General features: G+C 70.0%; 20 protein-coding genes, 1 tRNA gene and 1 pseudogene. 10 read left to right on the top strand and 12 right to left on the bottom strand.

Annotation, left to right across the window (positions count from 1 at the left end; all coding sequences use genetic code 11):
• From FKV25_RS09425 to FKV25_RS09405, 5 genes are all read left to right on the top strand, one after another.
• The coding region (locus FKV25_RS09425; RefSeq protein WP_141518544.1) for an autotransporter domain-containing protein at positions 1–2,060 on the top strand (2,060 nt) is incomplete at its 5' end.
• A gap of 760 nt (positions 2,061–2,820) precedes the next feature.
• Positions 2,821–4,791, top strand: a complete 1,971-nt coding sequence (locus FKV25_RS09420; RefSeq protein ID WP_141518543.1) for an MFS transporter — start codon at positions 2,821–2,823, stop codon at positions 4,789–4,791.
• A gap of 163 nt (positions 4,792–4,954) precedes the next feature.
• A complete protein-coding gene (locus tag FKV25_RS09415) occupies positions 4,955–5,293 on the top strand; it encodes a CD225/dispanin family protein (protein ID WP_141518542.1) in 339 nt (112 codons plus the stop codon).
• Positions 5,290–5,718 (top strand): DUF2752 domain-containing protein, encoded by a 429-nt coding sequence (locus FKV25_RS09410; protein WP_141518541.1) that lies wholly within the window; start codon positions 5,290–5,292, stop codon positions 5,716–5,718. The genes FKV25_RS09415 and FKV25_RS09410 overlap by 4 nt, the downstream gene beginning before the upstream one ends.
• Before the next feature lie 46 nt (positions 5,719–5,764).
• Complete coding sequence (locus FKV25_RS09405; RefSeq protein ID WP_141518540.1) at positions 5,765–6,040, top strand: CD225/dispanin family protein; 276 nt, start codon at positions 5,765–5,767, stop codon at positions 6,038–6,040.
• A 57-nt stretch (positions 6,041–6,097) separates the two neighbouring features.
• Here the strand turns inward: FKV25_RS09405 and FKV25_RS09400 are convergent, their stop codons facing one another.
• The 6 genes and pseudogenes from FKV25_RS09400 to FKV25_RS09375 form a co-directional block, all read right to left on the bottom strand.
• A complete protein-coding gene (locus tag FKV25_RS09400; protein ID WP_141518539.1) occupies positions 6,098–7,015 on the bottom strand; it encodes a hypothetical protein in 918 nt (305 codons plus the stop codon).
• 115 nt (positions 7,016–7,130) lie between these two features.
• Positions 7,131–8,111, bottom strand: coding sequence for an NAD(+) diphosphatase (nudC, locus tag FKV25_RS09395; protein WP_342777168.1), 981 nt, complete (start codon positions 8,109–8,111; stop codon positions 7,131–7,133).
• A 16-nt stretch (positions 8,112–8,127) separates the two neighbouring features.
• Complete coding sequence (gene erpA, locus FKV25_RS09390; RefSeq protein WP_141518538.1) at positions 8,128–8,517, bottom strand: iron-sulfur cluster insertion protein ErpA; 390 nt, start codon at positions 8,515–8,517, stop codon at positions 8,128–8,130.
• A 55-nt stretch (positions 8,518–8,572) separates the two neighbouring features.
• Positions 8,573–9,409, bottom strand: coding sequence for a DUF6776 family protein (locus FKV25_RS09385; protein WP_246072033.1), 837 nt, complete (start codon positions 9,407–9,409; stop codon positions 8,573–8,575).
• Between the two features lie 152 nt (positions 9,410–9,561).
• Positions 9,562–9,915 (bottom strand): annotated as a pseudogene (locus FKV25_RS09380) (bactofilin family protein); the annotation flags it as partial.
• Positions 9,916–9,917: 2 nt separating this feature from the next.
• Positions 9,918–10,712, bottom strand: a complete 795-nt coding sequence (locus FKV25_RS09375; protein WP_141518536.1) for a DUF6776 family protein — start codon at positions 10,710–10,712, stop codon at positions 9,918–9,920.
• Positions 10,713–10,782: 70 nt separating this feature from the next.
• Between FKV25_RS09375 and FKV25_RS09370 the strand changes: the two genes are divergently transcribed.
• Positions 10,783–11,367, top strand: a complete 585-nt coding sequence (locus FKV25_RS09370; RefSeq protein WP_141518535.1) for a DUF4126 domain-containing protein — start codon at positions 10,783–10,785, stop codon at positions 11,365–11,367.
• Between the two features lie 22 nt (positions 11,368–11,389).
• On the opposite strand, the gene bfr is transcribed toward FKV25_RS09370, so the two are convergent.
• From bfr to FKV25_RS09355, 3 genes are all read right to left on the bottom strand, one after another.
• Positions 11,390–11,860 carry a bacterioferritin gene (bfr, locus tag FKV25_RS09365; protein WP_141518534.1) on the bottom strand — a complete coding sequence of 157 codons (471 nt, stop codon included), beginning with the start codon at positions 11,858–11,860 and terminating at the stop codon, positions 11,390–11,392.
• A gap of 159 nt (positions 11,861–12,019) precedes the next feature.
• Positions 12,020–12,223: a (2Fe-2S)-binding protein gene (locus tag FKV25_RS09360; protein ID WP_141518533.1), complete on the bottom strand. Its 204-nt coding sequence runs from the start codon at positions 12,221–12,223 to the stop codon at positions 12,020–12,022.
• A gap of 142 nt (positions 12,224–12,365) precedes the next feature.
• Positions 12,366–12,998 carry an RNA pyrophosphohydrolase gene (locus FKV25_RS09355; RefSeq protein ID WP_141518532.1) on the bottom strand — a complete coding sequence of 211 codons (633 nt, stop codon included), beginning with the start codon at positions 12,996–12,998 and terminating at the stop codon, positions 12,366–12,368.
• Positions 12,999–13,129: 131 nt separating this feature from the next.
• Between FKV25_RS09355 and FKV25_RS09350 the strand changes: the two genes are divergently transcribed.
• A tRNA-Met gene (locus tag FKV25_RS09350) sits at positions 13,130–13,206 on the top strand.
• Positions 13,207–13,315: 109 nt separating this feature from the next.
• On the opposite strand, the gene FKV25_RS09345 is transcribed toward FKV25_RS09350, so the two are convergent.
• Together FKV25_RS09345 and FKV25_RS09340 are read right to left on the bottom strand one after the other, a co-directional pair.
• Complete coding sequence (locus tag FKV25_RS09345; RefSeq protein WP_141518531.1) at positions 13,316–13,645, bottom strand: hypothetical protein; 330 nt, start codon at positions 13,643–13,645, stop codon at positions 13,316–13,318.
• Positions 13,646–13,783: 138 nt separating this feature from the next.
• Positions 13,784–14,263, bottom strand: a complete 480-nt coding sequence (locus FKV25_RS09340) for a MarR family winged helix-turn-helix transcriptional regulator (RefSeq protein ID WP_141518530.1) — start codon at positions 14,261–14,263, stop codon at positions 13,784–13,786.
• A 79-nt stretch (positions 14,264–14,342) separates the two neighbouring features.
• Here FKV25_RS09340 and FKV25_RS09335 point away from each other — a divergent pair, with 79 nt between their 5' ends.
• Positions 14,343–15,659 (top strand): alpha/beta hydrolase family protein, encoded by a 1,317-nt coding sequence (locus FKV25_RS09335; RefSeq protein WP_141518529.1) that lies wholly within the window; start codon positions 14,343–14,345, stop codon positions 15,657–15,659.
• 155 nt (positions 15,660–15,814) lie between these two features.
• Here the strand turns inward: FKV25_RS09335 and FKV25_RS09330 are convergent, their stop codons facing one another.
• Positions 15,815–16,471: a DUF4136 domain-containing protein gene (locus FKV25_RS09330; protein WP_170218599.1), complete on the bottom strand. Its 657-nt coding sequence runs from the start codon at positions 16,469–16,471 to the stop codon at positions 15,815–15,817.
• A gap of 373 nt (positions 16,472–16,844) precedes the next feature.
• Here FKV25_RS09330 and glk point away from each other — a divergent pair, with 373 nt between their 5' ends.
• Positions 16,845–17,855, top strand: coding sequence for a glucokinase (glk, locus tag FKV25_RS09325; protein ID WP_141518527.1), 1,011 nt, complete (start codon positions 16,845–16,847; stop codon positions 17,853–17,855).
• Positions 17,856–17,919: 64 nt separating this feature from the next.
• Positions 17,920–19,308, top strand: a complete 1,389-nt coding sequence (locus FKV25_RS09320) for a glycoside hydrolase 5 family protein (protein ID WP_141518526.1) — start codon at positions 17,920–17,922, stop codon at positions 19,306–19,308.
• Positions 19,309–19,360: the final 52 nt, after the last annotated feature.

Here is a 19,360-nt window from a genome sequence, read left to right as displayed (position 1 = left end):
GCCTGTCGCTGGCCAATGACGGCACGCTGTCGGGCACCCCGACCGAAGCCGGCAGCTTCAACTTCGCCGTCACTGCGACCGATGCGCATGGCCAGACCGGCATGCAGTCCCATGCGCTGGAGATCGCCACCCCGGCGCTTGATGTCACCCCGGGCGTGCTCGAGGCCGTGGTCGCCGGCGCCCAGTTCCGGCAGGCGTTGACGATCCACGGCGGCATCGCGCCGTACACCGTGACCCTGGCGGGCACCCTGCCGCAGGGCGTGCAGTTCGACCGCGACAGTCGCAGCTTCAGCGGCCGTCCGACCGAGTCCGGCACCTTCAGTCTGACCCTGACCGTCAACGACAGCACCACCGGCAACCGCGCCACCCTGACCCGCAGCTTCGAGCTGGTGGTGCAGGCCCCGGCGCTGGCGATGACCCCGGCCGCCGGCGACCTGCCGACCGCCGCCGCGGGCGTCGCCTACGCGCAGGCCTTCGCGGCCGAGGGCGGCATCGCGCCGTATGGCTACGCGCTGGCCAGCGGCACCCTGCCCGCCGGCCTGGCCCTGGCCGCCGACGGCACGCTGTCCGGCACGCCGACCGAGGCCGGCCGCTTCGAGTTCGGCATCACCGCGACCGATGCCACGGCGGGCACCGCGGCCAGCATCACCCAGTCCTACGCGCTGGACGTGGACGCGCCGACCATCACGATCGGCCCGGACGCGCTGCCCTCGGCCACCTACGGCGTCGACTACACCGCCGTGTTCCAGGCCGAGGGCGGCTCCGCGCCGTACACGTTCGAGGTCACCGGCGGCGCGCTGCCGGCCGGTCTGCAACTGGCCACTGACGGCACGCTGTCGGGCACCCTGCAGGCCGCCGGGGAGTTCAGCTTCGAACTCACCGCGACCGACGCCCTGGGCTTCGCCGGCGCGCGCGACTACATGCTGGAGGCCACCGACCGGCCCGACCCGACCCAGGACGCCGAAGTCCGCGGCCTGGTCGATGCCCAGCTGCAGTCCGCCCGCCGCTTCGCGCGCACGCAGGTCGGCAACTTCCAGCAGCGCCTCGAGCGACTGCACTCGGGGCGTCGCGGGACTGGCGTCGACAGCAGCGTCAGCGTGGCGATGCAGCGCAGCTGCATGCCGTCGCCGCTGGCAGCCCGGAACGATGACTGCGCGCAGCCGATCCCGGCACCCGCGGGCATGGCGCCGGGCGCCGACGAAACCCCGCTGGGCCACCAGCAGGCGCCGCGTGGTTTCGGCGCCTGGATCGGCGGCTCCATCCGCTCGGGCAGCTTCGACGGCCAGGGCGGCTCCTCGGTGGGCTTCGAGAGCGATGGCCTCAGCGTCGGCGTCGACGTCGACCTGGGTCCGGCCTTCACCCTCGGTGCCGGACTTGGCTACGGCCGCGACGACAACGACGTCGGCAACGCCGGCAGCCGCATGGAAGGCGTGGCGAAGGCACTGGTCGGCTACGGCAGTTTCCACCCCGGCGAGCGCTGGTTCATCGATGGCCTGGTGGGCTACCAGACCCTGGACTTCGACATGCGTCGCCAGCTGAGCGCCGACACCGGTACCGTGCGCGGCCAACGCGACGGCGACCAGTGGTTCGGTTCGCTGTCGATCGGCGCGGACCTGGGCGAGGGCAGCTGGCGCTTCACGCCGTATGCCCGCTTCGACGTCACCCGCGGCTCGCTGGATGCGTTCACCGAGACCGGCCACCCGGTGCTGGCGCTGCGCTACGAAGCCATGGACGTGGACGGCAGCACCGGCAACCTCGGCCTGCGCGTCGACTGGCGCCATCGCATCACCCCGGGTTGGCTGACGCCGCAGTTCCGCATCGAGTACCAGCGCGAACTGGAGGGCAACGGCAACGCGCTGGTGCGGTATGCCGACCTTGCCAGCGGCCCGTTCTACACGCTGTCGCCCAGCGGCCTCGACCGTTCGCGCTTCATGCTCGGCCTGGGCCTGGGCTTCGATGGCGACGGCGGCTGGAGCACCCGCGTGGAGTATCGCGCGGAAACCGGCAGCGACGACCAGGACGACCATGGCGTGATGCTCAACCTGCAGAAGGACTACTGAGGACCGTACGTTCCGGTCCGACGCCTGCAACACCCAGGGCCCCGCGGCGACGCGGGGCCTTTTTTTTGGTTCCTCTCCCAACCGAACGAAACAGGGTGCACGGCCGGCCCAGGCAGCCTGCGACCACCCGAGGCGACGCCCAGGACGACCGCCGTCAGGCAGCCCGCACACGGCGCCATCCCAGCGAATGCCGGGATCCAGCCTTTGCCTTCGCCCTGGTCCTCGACCATCACCCTGGGCACCGGGTCGGCACGAGAGTTGGCGCGAGGCGCTTGGCGCGCTTTGCGGTTGTCCCCGCCATACCGGGTCCCCGGGTGCGCTTCGCTTACCCGGGCTACGCGGCCGGCAGAGTCCGCGCGAGGTCGGGGCGCATCGAAACGCGCATGCGGATCCTCGTCAGCGCAAAGGCCCAAGAGCTGGATCCCAGCATTCGCTGGAATGACGAAACGTAGTGGCGTAGCACCGTAGGATGGGTTGCGCGAAGCAAAACCCATCGTCCGTCGTGGCCGTAAGCCATGGTGGGTATCGCCTTCGGCTCGACCCACCCTTCGGCCCTGGGGCGACCGATGGCCGGCAGGCCTACCTCCTGCCCAGCGCAGCGCGCTGGGATATCGCCACTCGCTGGCTGACCGGGTCGGCCATGCACCACGCTCCCCTCAGGTCGGAGAAGCACCTTCTTCTCCTTCGCGATACCCACCGCGTACGCCGCCCGCCGCGACACGGGTTCCGGATACACTCCGGCGAAACCCGAGGAGAGCCCATGGCGCAGGACACGGCCGAGACCCCCCCGCACGCCCCCGAGATCCCCGACTCGCACGCCGACCTGCCGGTCGCGCGCAGCCAGTTCGGGCTCCTGCGCCAGCGTCGCTTCCTGCCGTTCTTCCTGGTGCAGTCGCTGGGCGCGTTCAACGACAACGTCTACCGGCAGGCCATCATCGGCATGCTGTTCTGGCTGGGTGCGAGCAGCGACGACAAGGCGCTGTACGCGAGCCTGGCGCCGGCGATCTTCATCCTGCCCTACTTCCTGTTCTCGGCGATCGCCGGCCAGGTGGCGGAGAAACTGGAGAAGTCCAGGCTCATCCGGATCACCACCGCGATGGAGATCGCGATCATGTCGATCGCCGCGATCGGCTTCTGGCTGCAGAGCCTGCCGATCCTGCTGGTCGCCCTGTTCTGCACCGGCATGCAGTCGACCCTGTTCGGCCCGGTGAAGTATTCGATCCTGCCCTCGGTGCTGCGGCCCGAGGAGTTGACCGGCGGCAACGGCCTGGTCGAGATGGGCACCTCGCTGTCGATCCTGACCGGCATGATCGTCGGCGGCCTGCTGTTCAAGCTTGCCGGCGCGCACGGACCGCTGGCGGCGGGCGCCACGATCATCGCGCTCGCGGTGGCCGGCAACCTGGTCAGCCGGATGATCCCGCGCGTGGACGCCGGCGCGCCCGGACTGAAGATCAACTGGAACCCGATCCCAGAGTCGCTGCACATGCTGCGGCTGGCGCGCCGGCAACTGGCGGTGCGCAACTCCGTGCTGGGCGTGTCCTGGTTCTGGTTCGTCGGCACGGTGCTGACCTCGCAGTTGCCGGCCTATGCCGAAGTCCACCTGGGTGGCGACGCGACGCTGTACATCTTCGCGCTGGCGCTGTTCTCGATCGGCACCGGCGTGGGCTCGCTGCTGTGCGAAAAGCTGTCCGGGCGCACGGTCGAGATCGGCCTGGTGCCGCTGGGCGCGTTCGGCATGAGCGCCTTCATCCTCGACCTGTACTTCGCGCGCACCGGCGTCGCCGGTGCCTCCGGGCTGGGCGTGCTGGACTTCCTGCGCGAGGACGGCAGCTGGCGGATCGCGATGGACCTGGTCGGCATCGGCCTGTTCGCCGGCTTCTTCGTGGTGCCGCTGTTCGCGCTCATCCAGAGCCGCACGCCCCGCGACGAACTCTCGCGCGTGATCGCCGGCCTCAACATCCAGAACTCCGGCTTCATCGTGCTGGCGGCATTGTCGGGGCTGGCGGCACAGAAGGCGCTGGGCTGGTCGATCCCGCAGGTGTTCCTGGCCCTGGCCATCCTCAACACGCTGGTGGCGCTGTGGATCTTCAGCATCGTGCCCGAATTCCTGATGCGCTTCCTGAGCTGGGTGCTCGTGCGTGCGCTCTACCGGCTGCGCGCCAAGGGGATCGAGCAACACGTGCCCGACGAGGGGCCGGCCCTGCTTGCGTGCAACCACGTCAGCTACATGGACGCGCTGATCCTCGCCGCGAGCACGCCGCGTCCGGTCCGCTTCGTCATGTACTACCGCATCTTCAACATCCCGGTCATGCGCTGGATCTTCCGGCACGCCAAGGCGATCCCCATCGCGAGCGCCAAGGAAGACCCGGTCCTGCTGCAGAAGGCCTACGACGAGATCGACGCCGCCCTCGCCGAGGGCGAGCTGGTCGGCATCTTCCCGGAGGGCCGGCTGACGAGCGACGGCCGCATGGGGCCATTCAAGGCGGGCATCGAGCGCATCCTCGAACGCAGCGCCATCGCCGGTCGCCCGGTTCCGGTGGTGCCGATGGCCCTGCGCGGGATGTGGGCGAGCATGTGGAGCCGGCGCGACAGCCGCCTGGGCCGCATGCGCGTGCCGCGTCGCTTCCGCGCGCACGTGGAGGTCGTCGCCGGGCCACCGCTCGACGGCAGCGCCGTCACTGCCGCCGGCCTTGAGCAGCAGGTGCGGGCCTTGCGGGGCGACGCAGCGTAGCGAGGCCGCCTGGCCGGCGGCAGTGCCGGGGCCCGCTGCCCGCTTGCGGCGCGTCGCGGCGCCCGGGCATACGGATCGCGCGCGCCGCTGCTAGGATGTCCGGGGGGCGCCGGCGAAGTCCGGCCCGAACGATTCACACACTTCAGAGCAAGGGGAGTTCCACATGAGCATGCCACCGCCCGTCACGCCGTCCGCCGCACCCGGCCCGGTCCCGAACCACCTGGCCTGGGCGATCGTGTCCACGGTCGTCGCCTTCTGCCTGTGCTGCGTCGTCGGCGCGATCCCGGGCGTCGTCGCGATCGTCTACTCCGCGCAGGTCAACAAGAAGCTCAACCTCGGCGATACCCAGGGCGCGTTGCAGGCCTCGGCCAATGCCAAGACCTGGTGCTGGGTGACCACCGGCCTGGCGATCTTCGGCCTGCTGCTCAACGTCTGGGGCTTCATGACCGGCGCCAACGAGCAGTACATGATGATGCTGCAGCAGATGCAAGCCGCGCAGTGATCCTCGACGCCCTGCCCCGGTCGCGCTGGCAACGGGGGGCCGTGTTCGCGGCCCTCGCGGGCTTCGTCGCGTTCGGGGTCTGGGCATTGCGCAGCCATGATCCGAACGCCGCGGACAGCCCTTTCATGGGCTGCCTGTTCCTGGCGCTCACCGGCTTCTACTGCCCCGGCTGCGGCACCACGCGGGCGCTGCACGCCCTGCTCCACGGCGATGTCGCCGGCATGGTGGCGATGAACCCGCTGCTGCCGCTGCTGATGCTCGCCACGCCGGTGATCGCATTGCACGGGATGGGGCGACCGCTGCCCCTGCCGGCACCGGTGCTCAAGGCCGTGAACAGCCCGCGGCTGTGGCTGGTCGGGCTGCTGGGCTACTGGGTCGCGCGCAACCTGCCCTGGTGGCCCTTCACCTGGTTGGCGCCGGGCTGAGCCCACGCCACCGCTTCGACACGATCACGCTTCCTGGAGCGCCCCGATGAACGCACCGCATGGCGAGTACGTCCCCAACAACCTGGTGTGGGCGATCCTGACCACGCTGTTCTGCTGCATGCCCCTGGGCATCGTGTCGATCGTCTACGCCGCCCGCGTCGACGGACTTCGCGCGGCGGGCGACATCGCCGGCGCGCGCAGTGCCGCCGACAGCGCGCGCAACTGGGCGCTGGCCTCGGCGATCATCACGCCGGTCCTGATCGCGATCTGGATGGTATTCGCCGGGGGCATGGCGGTACTGAGCGCCGCGTTCGGCAACTGAAGCCGGCCTTTACGCGCCCCCGATGTGCACACATGCCGGGCGCGGCCCCGACGGACCTCAGTTGACGTAGCCGGCGATCACCAGCAGGGCCAGCAACGCCAGCCACGCAAGCAGGGTGCGCCAGACCAGGCTCATCGCATCGCGCAGCTCGGGCAGTTCGCCCAGCACCTCGAGCCGCGGCACGGCGCCCTCGCCGTCCGCGCCGACGTCGGCATAGTCGCCGACTTCCTCGGCCAGCTCGCTGCGCACGCTGGCGCGGCCGACGGCCCCGAGGAAGCCGATGCGGAAGGCGAACGTCGCCCCGCCGTTGTCGCGCCAGGCCGCCAGCACGGTGTCGAAATTGCCGACGATGGCCAGCGCCAGGGTCATCAGCTGGGCCACCGGCCACTCCAGCGCGGTCAGCAGGGTGCGCGCGCCCTCCGCGGTCCCGGCCGGCAGGGTACGCGCGAACTCGCCATGGGCCGAGACTTCGACCAGGCGGTACATCAGCGCGCCGAACGGCCCCAGCAGGAGGAACCAGAACAGCACGCCGAACCAGCGCCGCAAGGCGTTGTAGAAGACCGCGTCGACCAGCACGCCGCCCTCGAGCGAAGGGGCCTCGCCGTCGGGCCACAGGCGCGCGGCGGCGGCCCGGCGCGAGGCCAGGTCCGGCGCCTGGACGATGGCCTCGACGTCGACGTCGAGGTCGCGGGGACCCCAGGCATAGAACAGCGCGGCGATGCCGAACAGGAGCGACGCCAGACCGAACATGGTGTCGTCCAGCGCCTGCTGGAACAGCGCGACGAGCAGCAGCGGCGGCGGCAACGCGATCAAGATGCCCCAGCTGCCGCGCCAGAGGCTGCCCTCGTCGAACCGTCCGTCGAGCCAGCGCAGCCAGTCCCCGTACCAGCCGTAGGAACGCACGGCCGCGGCCAGCGGCTGCGCCAGATGGCCCAGCACGAGCGCGACCACGGTGGCGATCAGGGTAACGGACATAGGAACGGGGGCTCCGGCACGACGCGTTGGTGCGTGCCGGGATTCTAGCCTGCCCGGCGTGATCGATTCATGTTGCGGGACCGCGAAACGGCGAACCGAGCGCGCGCACCGGCGCTCAGCGCGCGTCGCGCCGAGCGCGCATCTCCAGCCACCACTGCTCGATCAGCCAGCGCGAGATCGAGATCGCGGGCGAGAGCAGCGGGCCCTCGCCGTCGTCGACGCCATCGAGGGCCTGCTGGCGCGCGTGGGAGATTTCCTCGAAGGAGAACCAGCGCGCCTGCTCGAGCTCATCGTCGATGCGCGGATCGGCGGGCGTCGCCTCGGCCATGAAGCCGAGCATCAGTTGTCCGGGAAACGGCCAGGGCTGCGAGGCCCGGTAGCGGCAGCGGACGACGTGGAGACCGGTTTCCTCGGCGACCTCGCGCGCCACCGCCTGTTCCAGCGACTCGCCCGGCTCGACGAAGCCGGCGATCACCGACCAGCGCCGCGCCGGCCAGTTCGCCTGCCGGCCCAGCAGCAGGCGCTCGCCATCGCTGATCGCGACGATCACCGCCGGGTCGGTACGCGGGTAGTGTTCCTGTCCGCAGCCGGTGCAGCGGCGCAGCCAGCCGCCGCGTTCGATCGCGGTTTCCGCACCACAGGCACCGCAATGGCGATGCTGACGGTGCCAGTGCTGCAGGGCGCGCGCCTGAGCGAAGACCGCGGCGTGCGCCGCCGGCCAGTGCGCCGCGGCGCTGCGCAGGTCGACGCGCTCCGGCGCCTGGAAGGCGACGAGCCCGGCGTCGAGCGAGAACCAGGCCTCGCCGTCCGGCGCGAGGCCGAGGAAGATCGCCAGGCCGCTGCCGCCCGGCCCCTGGCTGAGCGTGCGCCCGGTCGGCGCGGCGAGCGCGCCCGTCGCATCGGCGAGCGCGTGGCCGCTGTCATCGAGCAGGATCACCCGCGCATCCGGCCAGAGGGCATCGAGCGCGGCATTGTCGCCGCGCAGGCGGTCGGCGCGATCGAAGCCGGACTCGGGCAGTTCACCCGCGGCCGTCGGGGTGAAGGCGAAGGGTGCCGTCATGCCGACGCCCCCGTGGATCGCGAGCGGGTCGGGCATCCGCGTGCCATGGGGCTCAGGCCGAGAACGAGGAGCCGCAACCGCAGGTGGTCTTGGCGTTCGGATTGCGGATCACGAACTGGGCGCCGTGCAGGCTCTCGGTGTAGTCGACTTCCGCGCCCATCAGGTACTGAAGGCTGAGCGGATCGACCAGCAGGGTGACGCCGTCGGTCTGCACGGCGAGGTCGTCCTCGGCCTGCGCTTCATCGAACTCGAAGCCGTACTGGAAGCCCGAGCACCCGCCGCCCTGGATGTACACGCGCAGCTTCAACGCCTCGTTGCCTTCCTCTGCGATCAGCTGGCGCACCTTGGCGGCGGCCGCCGAGGTGAACTGCAGCGGGCGATCGAGCGACTGGTAGCCGGGCGCGGCGTCCGCCGGGGCGGTCGGGAGGGGCGTGATGTCCATGCGGTCAGGATGGGGCGCGCACGCCGCATATTCAAGCGCGGGCCGCAGCCGCGCTTCAGCCGCCGGCCTTCGGTGGCGCGTCCGCGTCGGCGCCGTTGAGCGGTGAATCGCGGGTGCTGTCGGCCCAGGTAAAGGACTGTTCCACCGCGGCACCGTTGCGCGGCCTGAGCTGGACCTGTACGCGGACCGGCTCGAAGCCTTCGGGCAGGAATACATCGCCCTCGACCTGCTGGAAGTACTTGAACGAGTACGGCAGGCCCGCTGCGCTGGGGTCCTGGCGCAGCATCGACCAGGCCAGCACCTCACGCTTGCCCGCCCGCGTGCCCTCGATCTGCAGCTGCAGGCCGCCGCTGCTGACCGAGCCGCGATTGAGGTTCTGGGTCAGGGTGGTGGTGAAGTGCCAGGCGGTGTCGCCCTGGGGCTGGAAGCGGATCCCGTGCACGCTCAGGCCGCGGCGCTGCGCGGTCGCGCCGACGAGGCGCTCGTAGAAGGCGACGTCGGCACGCAGGCCGGCGATTTCCTCGTCGCGCTCGGCCAGCGTGCGTTGCACGTCGCGGTTGGCATCGCGACTGATCTGGTCCGAGCGCGACAGGGTCGCCACGCGCTGGGCCAGGGCATCGTTCTGTTCGCGCAGGCGCTGGACGCTGGCTTCGCTGCTCGCCAGCTGGCCCTTGAGGTCGCCCGAGGCCGGTGCGATCACCCGCCACAGGCCCCAGCCCCCGAAGACCAGCGCCAGGACGAACACGCCGGCGGCCGCCCACGCGGCGCGGCGCCGGAATTCCGGCGACAGCGGGGGATGCGGAGGGTGGGATGTCGAGGACGCCGCCCCGCCGGGCGCGGCGGCGGGCGGAGGGGCGTCGGGCGCGGCGTCGTCCAGCGGTTTGTCGTCCATCTCCCTGATATAGGAGGCGGACCGCGGGGCGTCAAGCCGCCACCGCGCCGACCGTGTCGGGGCGGTTCAGTTGCCGGCGACGGGGCTCAGGCCGCTTCGGTGAAGGCTTCGCGTTCGGCGTAGGCGCTGACCTGCTCGCCCATCACGCTGTCGGCATGGATCAGGCGGCCGGTGAGGGTCGCGCCGGCGGACATCTCCACCACCTTGTAGTGGACGTTGCCGCGCACCCTCGCCTTGCTCGCCAGCTCGACCCGCTCGGCGGCGTGGACGTCGCCGTTGAGGGTGCCGTTGATCGCCACCAGCGGGGCGTGCACCTCGCCCTCGATCACGCCGCTCTCGGCCAGCGTGAGCATCGCCTTCTCGCCCTCGAGCGCGATCACCTTGCCGATCACGCGGCCCTCGATGAACAGCCCACCGCTGAACTCCAGGTCGCCGCGGATGACGACCTGCGGGCCGATGAGGGTGTCGACGTGGCCATCGAGCTGGGCCGGTTTGTTCTTGAACATGCTCAGGATTCCCCTTGTGAAGCGGTGGCCGCGACGGCCGTGGACGTGACCGCGCGCGCGTCGTCGCCGGCATTGCCGACCTGCCAGGCCAGTGTCTGGTCGACGGTCTTTTCCCCGGTGTTCAGCCGCACGCGGACGCGTTGCGGCGTGAAGCCCACCGGCAACATGATGCTGCCGCTGAGCTGCTGGAAGTAGCGGAACGAGTAGGCCTGCCCCGCCGCCTCCTGCTTCTGGTGCAGGCGTCCCCAGTCGACGACCGCGAGCTTGCCGTCCTGGACGCCCTCGACCTGGAACTTGAGCTGGCCGGTGCTGACCGCGCCCCGGTTGAGGTTCTGGGTGAGGACGATCTCGTAGCGCCAGGTGCCACCCGCCTCGGGGACGAACTGGCTGGAGTGCACGTTCAGGCCCTTGCGCGGGCTGGTGGCCCCCACCAGGCGTTCGTAGAAGGCGACGTCGGCGCGCAGGCCGGCGATCTCCTCCTCGCGCTCGGCCAGGGTGCGCTGGATCTGCTTGTTGGCGTCGCGGGTGATCTGGTCGGACTTCTCGAGGATCGCGGCGCGCTGGCGCAGCTCTTCCAGTTCCGAGCCCTGCCGCCGCAGCGTGCCCTCGGCCTGGCCCAGGGCCTGGCTGACTTCCGGCAGCTTCGGCGCGGCGATGCTGCGGGTGAACTGCCAGACCGCCACCAGGCTGCCGGCCCAGGCCAGCAGCGCCAACACCAGCCACAGCGGACGCCGGTCCGGACCGTCCCGGACGATGCGATAACGCGCTGGGGGCTCGCGATGGGGGGTTGGGGTCATGTCCGGGCCGCCCGCATTACGGCACGCTCCTGCCTCTATACTCGAGGGACATTCTAGCGGGGTCGCGACGATGACTGATGCGCACCTGTTCGCAATTGGCGTGGTTCTGGCCTGGCTCGCCGGCATCCGCGTCTACCTGACCGTCTTCGGCGTCGGCCTGGCCGGTGCCCTGGGCTGGCTGGACCTGCCCGAGGCCCTGCAGGCCACGCAGTCGCCCTGGGTGCTCGGCGTCGCCGGCGCACTGGCGCTGGTGGAGTTCTTCGCCGACAAGATCCCCGGCGTCGATTCGGGCTGGGACCTGCTGCACACCCTGCTGCGCGTGCCGGCCGGCGCCTTCCTGGCCGCGGCCACGCTGTCGCCCGATGGCGACCTGGGTGCCGGGGCGCTGGCGGCGGGCGCCGGGGTGGCCCTCACCAGCCACGCACTGAAGTCGGGCACCCGGGCGATGCTCAACGCCTCGCCCGAACCCGTGACCAACTGGACCGCATCGGTCGGCGAGGACGTGGCGGTGGTCGGTGCGCTCGCGCTGGTGTTCGCCTATCCCTGGCTGACCCTGGGCCTGGTGGTCCTGGTCAGCCTGGCGATCGCGCTGTCGATCTGGTGGGTCTGGCGGAAGCTGTTCCGCCGCACGCCGCGACCGCCCTCGCCGGCCTGAGGCCGGCGCCGGGGGTGGTGGCTCAGCCCTCGAGCTTCTGCGCCAGGTAGTTCGGCTCGCCGATGCGCTCGATCAGCGACAGCTGGGTCTCGATCCAGTCGATGTGCTCTTCCTCGGAATCGAGGATCTCGGCGAACAGGTCGCGGCTGACGTAGTCCGACACCGACTCGCAGTACGCGATGGCCTCGCGCAGCAGCGGCACGGCCTCATTCTCAAGCGCCAGGTCGCAGGCCAGCAGTTCCTTCGGGTTCTCGCCGATGCGCAGCTTGCCCAGGGCCTGGAAGTTGGGCAGGCCATCGAGGAACAGGATGCGGTCCGACAGCTTGTCGGCGTGCTTCATCTCGTCGATGGACTCGTGGTACTCGTGGTCGGCCAGTTCCTTCAGGCCCCAGTTCTTCAGCATCTTGGCGTGCAGGAAGTACTGGTTGATCGCGGTCAGCTCATTGAAGAGCGCCTTGTTGAGGAATTCGATGACCTTGGCGTCGCCCTTCATGGCGGTGCTCCGTGTGGCGGCAATGCGGGCACTTTAGCCGCTTGCGCGCGGCCATGGCGAAACACGAATCGGCTGCAGCCGCAGACGCGAATCAGTGGCGATACGGAAACAGGGGGGATGGGCGACGGGTCCCGCCGGACGGCGGTCCCGGAGGCGGGCTCAGGCGGCCTGCGACAGCACTGGCAGGGGCAGCTCGCGCGCGCGGCGATGTTCGACCAGCAACTGCGCCGCCAGGTCCAGGCAGCTGCCGCAGTTGGCGCCGGCCCCGGTCCGCATGGTCAGTTCCGGCACGCTGCCACAGCCGGCTTCGGCCGCCTGGCGGATGTCGTGGTCGGTGACGCCGTTGCAGATGCAGACATACATGGGCAGGGACGCCGGGGCGCCGGATCTCGCAGCCGGACTGGCTGCATCCGCATTGCACTACGAATGAGAATGATTGTCAACATCAGCCCTATTCAGGGCTCCGGGCGCCTCGCAGGCGGATCGGCGCCGCCCGGCGACCGGCTCAGGCCGGCCCGTTGCGCCCGCTCCCGGCATTGCCCGAGCCCTGCCCCCGCGGATGCTGGAGGGGCCGGGCACGCGGTCGGCTGCGGCCGCGCTTCCCGTCCCAGCCCAGGCTGCGCTGGACCACCTCCTGCGGCGGCGGCACCGCCAGGCCCTCGCCCATGTCGCGGGCGAACTGCGAGAGATGCATCAGCGCGCGGGCGTAGACGCTGCGCTTGAAGATGACCACGTGCTCGACCGGGTACCAGAAGTCCACCCAGCGCCAGTGGTCGAACTCGGGCTTGTCGGTCAGGTCCAGCCGCAGCTCGGACTCGTCCCCGACCAGGCGCAGCAGGAACCAGACCTGCTTCTGGCCGATGCATACCAGGCGTTCGTGGCGGCGGATCGCACGCTGCGGCAGCCGGTAGCGCAGCCACCCGGGCGTCTCGCCCAGCACCTCAACGTGGTGCGGCAGCAAGCCGGTCTCCTCGCGAAGTTCGCGATACATGGCTTCGATCGGCGTTTCGTCGCTGTTCATCCCGCCCTGCGGGAATTGCCAGCCGTCCCGGTGGACGCGGCGGGCCCAGAACAGGCGTCCATCCGGACGCATCAGCACGATGCCGACGTTGGGGCGATAACCGTCCGGATCGATCACGATGCGGACTCCTGAGTCGTTGACTTACGTCACTGGCTTCGACTCTGCCACGCCCCCCGGTTATCCACAAGCCGCCCCAAAGGTGATTGACACGCGAGCCCGATCCGGGAACAATTCGCGGTTCACCCCGTGGCTATGTAGCTCAGCCGGTTAGAGCACAGCACTCATAATGCTGGGGTCGGTGGTTCGAGTCCACCCATAGCCACCATCCGTCCGAGCCGACGGATCGAAGCCAGCCCCGCCCCCGGCGGGGTTTTGCATTTCAGGGGCTGGACCTGCCTGCCGCCTTGCCGGAACGCCTCCGCGTCCGCCCCGTGTCAGCCCCCCAGGATCGCGGGCACGGCCGTCGACAACACCGCGCCCAGGAACGCCGACATGGCCCAGTACCCGGCCCGGTGGCAACGGTCGCCCAGGGCCGTCAGCAGCGGGTCGGGCACCTCGCGGTCGTCGCCCCGCATGATGAAACGGGCCGAGGCCGAGGACAGCGAAGGCGCCAGGCGCGGATCGGGCGCGATGCGAGCCCAGACGTGCGGGTGCGTGGACTTAAGGCGACGGTCGAAGTCGCGCGAAGCCCGTGCCAGGACCGCGAGGGCGGGCGCGCCAACGAGGGCCGAAAGCGCGAAGCCGATCGCAGGCAGCGTGGTCATGCCTTGGGAGCCGGAAAGGACGGAGTACACCAGGCGATCCTAACTGCCCTCCTCACCTTGCTCCGCTTTCACGGCGCCATCGAACCGAAACTGGCTGAGTCGACGGGCCCAATGCGGTCGGTCAACGCGCGCTCCGCTCTAGCCTGACTTTTTCTGTAGTCGCTCAAGGAAGGGGACTTCGCGGCATTTGCGCTCCAGTGCCCACAACATCTCGAGCGAATCGGTTCCCGCCTGCTCCAGTAATTCCAAGGACGCCTGCTCCATGACGACGAGCGCTTCGCGGATACGGACCAGCTCACGTTGCCCCTTTGTCGTCAGGGCGATCAGAGTCCTACGCCGATCGGCGGGATCGTCACGGGATTTCACCAGTGACAGACGGGTTAGTTCCTTGATCCAGACAATCACGAGCGGGTGCGACTGCCGCAGCAGCCCCGCGAGTTCCATCACGCCCAGCGGCCCATGCTCATCCAGTGCCAGGAGCGTGGATATCGTACGCGGCGGCGCTGTAACTCCCACCGTTGGGTACCAATCGGCCGCACCCTGCACGAGCTCGTCGGCGAGTCGCCGTAGCAGGTGCGCCAGGAATGCCGCCCCTTGCTGCTGGATGAAGTCAGTCATGTCGTGCTCCTTCTGCGGGTTGACGTCCTCGACGATTAACGTCAACATTTACGTAAAGGATAACCTAATTGGAGTGGTCATGCGCAAGCTCTCATTCGCTGCGGCCTTCATGCTCGCCGCGATTCCTCTCGCGGCTACGGCAGGCGATCCTGGAGTGCCCACTCCACAAGCCTCCTCCTGTCTTACGGGCAGCTATCGAATGGCGGATGGCAGCACCCTCGATATCGGTGCGGCCGGGGCCGGCACGCACCGGTGGAGGCGTCCGGATGGCCAGACCGGTGCGCTGGTGCGGCAAGATGATGGCGAGTGGATCAGCACGCTCGGATGGACGGAGCGCCCGGACGGCCACCGGCTGACCGTGTCGAACTGCAAGCAAGGTCGGATACGTTTCGACAACGTCGCCGGTCAGCGCGAACCACTCGTCCAGATCGATACCCGCTTTCAGGGAAGCGGCGTCGCGTTGAGTGGACGATTGACCCTGCCGCCTGGCGATGCAACGGTACCTCTCGTGGTGCTCGTCCACGGCGCCGAGCGATCGTCGGCGATAGACACGTACTCACTTCAGCGCGAACTGGCGAGTCAAGGCATCGGCGTGTTCGCGTACGACAAGCGGGGCACGGGCCGCTCGGAGGGTCGCTATACACAGGACTACCTCACGCTCGCCATCGACGCCATCCATGCCATGCACGAGGCGAAGCGCCTTGCCGGAAAGCGAGCAGGACGCATCGGCTACCAGGGCGGAAGTCAAGGCGGATGGGTGGCGCCGCTGGCCGCAAGGATCGAGTCGGTAGACTTCGTCATCGTCAGCTTCGGTCTTGCCGTATCACCGCTCGACGAAGACCGGGAGGCAATTGCCTTCGACATGGCGCGTGCCGGCTTTGGCCCTGACGCACAGCGCAAGGCGGACGAAATCGCCAGCGCGACAGCCGCGATCATCGAGAGCAACTTCACGGAGGGCTTCGGCAGACTTGATGCCCTGAAGGAAAAGTATGGGACAGAACCCTGGTTCCCGTTCGTGCGAGGCAACTTCACCTCGTACCTGATCTCGACTCCAGAGGCTGTCGCGCGGCGCGATTTCCCCGCGCTGCTCGAAGGTGTGCCGGCCCACTACGATCCGATGCCCGTGCTGAGCAATCTTGATGTGCCCCAACTGTGGATCTTCGGTGGACAGGATCGCGATGCTCCGCCTTTCGAGACCCTGCGGCGCCTGCGCGAACTGAAGCGCGCGGGTCTCCCGATCGCCACGGCTGTGTTCCCGCACGCGGACCATGGCATGTACGAGTTCGAGATCGATGCACGGGGCGAGCGGGCGTCCACCCGTCAGCCCGAGGGGTACCTGCAGATGATGGTCGACTTCATCAAGTCGGGCCGTTCCGACGGTCTCGAAAGCAACTGAACAGGAGAGAGACATGAACCCGGACAGGTTCGTCGGACACGCGCGCCCATCAGACAGCTTGGGTAAGCAAGAACCATGTACCGATTGGGCGTAGGCATTCGGGCCGTCTTGTCGACGGCCCTCCGCTTGTGCTCGCCCAGCACGCGCGAACCGAGCTACCGCCCCGGCAGTTGCGCCAGGGTCGTGCGGGCCACGTCGACCAGGCGGGCTTCGGTGACGGCGCCCTGCTTGACGGTGCCGCGGTTGTACGCGCTCCACAGCACGCGGACGCTGCGGGGTTCGAGGACTTCGACCAGCAGGCCGCCTTCGACCGTTTCGCGGGTCTTGAGCTTCATCAGGGGCACGCCGTCGGCGTCGCGCGTGACGATCTGCGAGCAGCTGCCGCCCGTGCACTCGATCGCGGCCAGCGGGGTGGCGGCGTTCTGGCCGCCGCGGCTGACCAGGGCGGCGTTCTCGACGTCCTGCACGCCGACGCGATAGGCCAAGATGATATCGGCGGCGGCGGGGTCGTCGGCCAGCCGGTAGCCCTTTTCGACCATGACCGTATCGAGTGCCTGCCGGAGACTGTTGCGGAAGGCCGCGTCGGTGACCCGCGGGTCCGACTCGGCGCGTCGCTGGCCCGGCAGGTCGACCCAGGCGTAGGCCGGGCCCGGCAGGCTGGACGCCGGCTGCTTCACGGTGACGTGGGCGCGAGGTCCCGCGACTTCCGGCGAGCTCGAGCAGGCCGCGAGCGCGGCCAGGACGCCAACCAGGAGGGCGGCACGAAGCAGCCGGTGGGCCGCATGGGGACGGGGAGTCGCACTTGCATTCATGGGAACGCCTCGCTGCAGCGCCCGGTTCGGGCGGGTGGGGTCCTTCCTGGCCAGCACGTCGCGACGAGGCCGCATCGCAGGCCAAGGCCATTATGACCAGACCGCGCCTGATGAACAGGCCGGGGCTGCGGCCTGCCCTCGCTTGGTCTACAGTGGTTGCGGGGTAGCGCTACCATCCCAAGATGAACAGAAATGACAGCGCATGACATCCGCGCGGTTTTTGCATTAGAGTCGGCCACGGGGATGGCAGCCCAGACCGGACCGGGACGCAGGACAGCGCGTCGACGACTCGCGTAGCAGGGCGCCATTTACGTCGCAGGACGCGCCCGGAAGAGGCGCGAACCAGACCGGGAACAGTCCTAGAACAATGCCGATGTCCGCTTCCTTGCCGCTGTCCCCGCCCCCGGGCGCCCTGCTTGCCGACATCGGCGGGACGAATGCGCGATTCGCGCTCGCCGCCGCCGATGCCTCGCACCCGGACGTGATCGCCTCGAGCATCCGCATCTATCCGGTGAAAGACTTCCCTTCGCTGGCCGACGCCGCCCGGCACTATCTTGAAGAGATGCACGCCAGCCCGGACCGCGCGGTACTCGCCGTCGCCGGTCCCGTGAAGGACGCGCGCGCCCACATCACCAACCACCCCTGGACGATCTGCGCCGAACGCATGGGCGAGGCGCTGGGCCTGGCCGAGGTGGCACTGGTCAACGACTTCACGGCCCAGGCCATGGCGGTGTCGGTGCTGGAGCCGGCGCAGACGCTGGCGATGGGCGGGGCGCCCTGGCTGGGCTGGCAGGACGAAGGCGACCGCACCTACGCGATCATCGGCGCCGGCACCGGGCTCGGCGTCGGCGGCCTGCTCCGCCGCGAGGGCCGCTTCCATCCGCTGCAGACCGAGGGCGGCCACGCGAGTTTCGCGCCCGGCACGGACGAGGAGATCGACGTGCTGCGCTTCCTGTCGCGGCAACACGCCCGGGTTTCCAACGAGCGCCTGCTCAGCGGCAGTGGCCTGGTGAACATCCACCGCGCACTGGCGCACATTCACGGGCACCCCACGCTCGCGCTGGAGCCGCGCGACATCACCGCCCGCGCCCAGCAGGGCGACGCGCTGTGCCTGCGCGCGATCGACATGTTCTGCGCCGTGTTCGGCGCGGTCGCCGGCGACCTGGTCCTGACCCTGGGCGCATGGGACGGCGTGTTCCTGACCGGCGGCCTGGTGCCGCGGCTGGCGCCGTGGCTCGAAGCATCGCCGTTCCGACAGCGCTTCGAGCACAAGGGCCGGCTGTCCGAGCAGATGCGGCAGGTGCCGGCGATGGCCATCACCCATCCGCAGCCCGGCCTGCTCGGCGCGGCGGCGATGAGCACGGGGCGCTGCGCCCACCCCTGAGCCGGCGGCCGCCCGGCCACGCGGCCGGCCCTGCCCACCTTCATTCGACATGCGAGGAGCCGCCATGGCACGCCCGATCGACCCGACCGTCCGAGCCGCGCCCCGATGGCGCCACGTCCCGTCCTGGCGCGCGATGGCGCTGGCCGTGGTGTTCGCGCTCGGCGCGAGTCCCTCCGCGTTCGCGGGCACGCCCGGCGCGGGGACGGTACGGATCGTCGAGCACGAGGGGCGTTATGTGCTTGAGGTCGACGGCGCCCCGTTCCGGGTGAAGGGCGTCGGCTCCGGCGGCCGCGCGCTGGACACCCTGGCCGCCCACGGCGGCAATGCCTTCCGCACCTGGGAGGTGCCCGCGGACCTGGCCGACGCCCGCGCCCTGCTCGACGAGGCCCAGGCGCACGGCCTGAAGGTGGCGATGGGCCTGCGCATGGTCCCGGGCCGGCAGGGCTTCGACTATGGCGACGCAGCGGCGGTCGCGCGCCAGCAGGCACGGCTCCGCGACCAGGTCCTGGCCCTGCGCGACCATCCGGCCCTGCTGATGTGGGTCGCCGGCAACGAGCTCAACCTGGAGAACGACGACCCGGTGGTGTGGAACGCCATCGACGCGGTCGCGCGCATGATCCACGGCATCGACCCCGACCATCCGGTGATGACCACCCTGGCCGGCTTCGACGCCGCGCTGATCGGCGAGATCAAGCAGCGCGCGCCGACCCTGGACCTGCTCGGGATCCAGCTGTACGGCGACATCGACGGCTTCGACGCGCGCCTGCTGGCCGCCGGCTGGGACGGCCCGTACATCGTGACCGAGTGGGGTCCGACCGGACATTGGGAAAGCCCGCTGACCGCCTGGGGTGCCCCCATCGAGGACGACGCCTCGCGCAAGGCGGCGCTGATCGAGGCCCGCTATGCCCGCAACATCGCGCCCGACACCGGCAGGGGCCTGGGCTCCTTCGCCTTCCTGTGGGGCGACAAGCAGGAGCGCACGCCGACCTGGTATGGCCTGCTGCTGTCGGATGGCAGCACCACGCCCAGCGTGGATGCCCTGCACTACCTGTGGAACGGCACCTGGCCGGAGCAACGCAGCCCCGGGATCTCGCCGATCCTCATCGACGGCCTGGGGGCGCTGGACAGCGTCAGCCTGCCGCCCGGCGGCGCCGCCACCGCCCGGGTCGAGTCCACGGACGCCAACGGCGATCCGCTCGACTACCGCTGGTACGTCCTGGCCGAGAGCCAGGCCACCACCGTCGGCGGCGACCCGGAACAGGTACCGGCCCGGATCGATGTCGACCTGTCCCAACCCGCGCCGGGGACCGCCCGCTTCACCGCGCCGGCGGTCGAAGGCGCCTATCGCCTGTTCGTCGAGGTCCGCGATGGCACCGGCCGGGCCGCCTACGCCAACCTGCCCTTCCGCGTGACGGCTGGCACGGCCCCCGGCGGCAGCACTCCCACGCCCTGATCCGGACCCCGGCCACGGCCGCCCGCCAACGCAGGCGCCCGAGGACAGCGCT

It is taken from the genome of Marilutibacter aestuarii, from assembly GCF_006546775.1.
GTDB lineage: Bacteria > Pseudomonadota > Gammaproteobacteria > Xanthomonadales > Xanthomonadaceae > Marilutibacter > Marilutibacter aestuarii.
The sequence above is the reverse complement of the archived record's forward strand: the minus strand, read 5'-3'. Positions and strand labels throughout refer to the sequence as shown.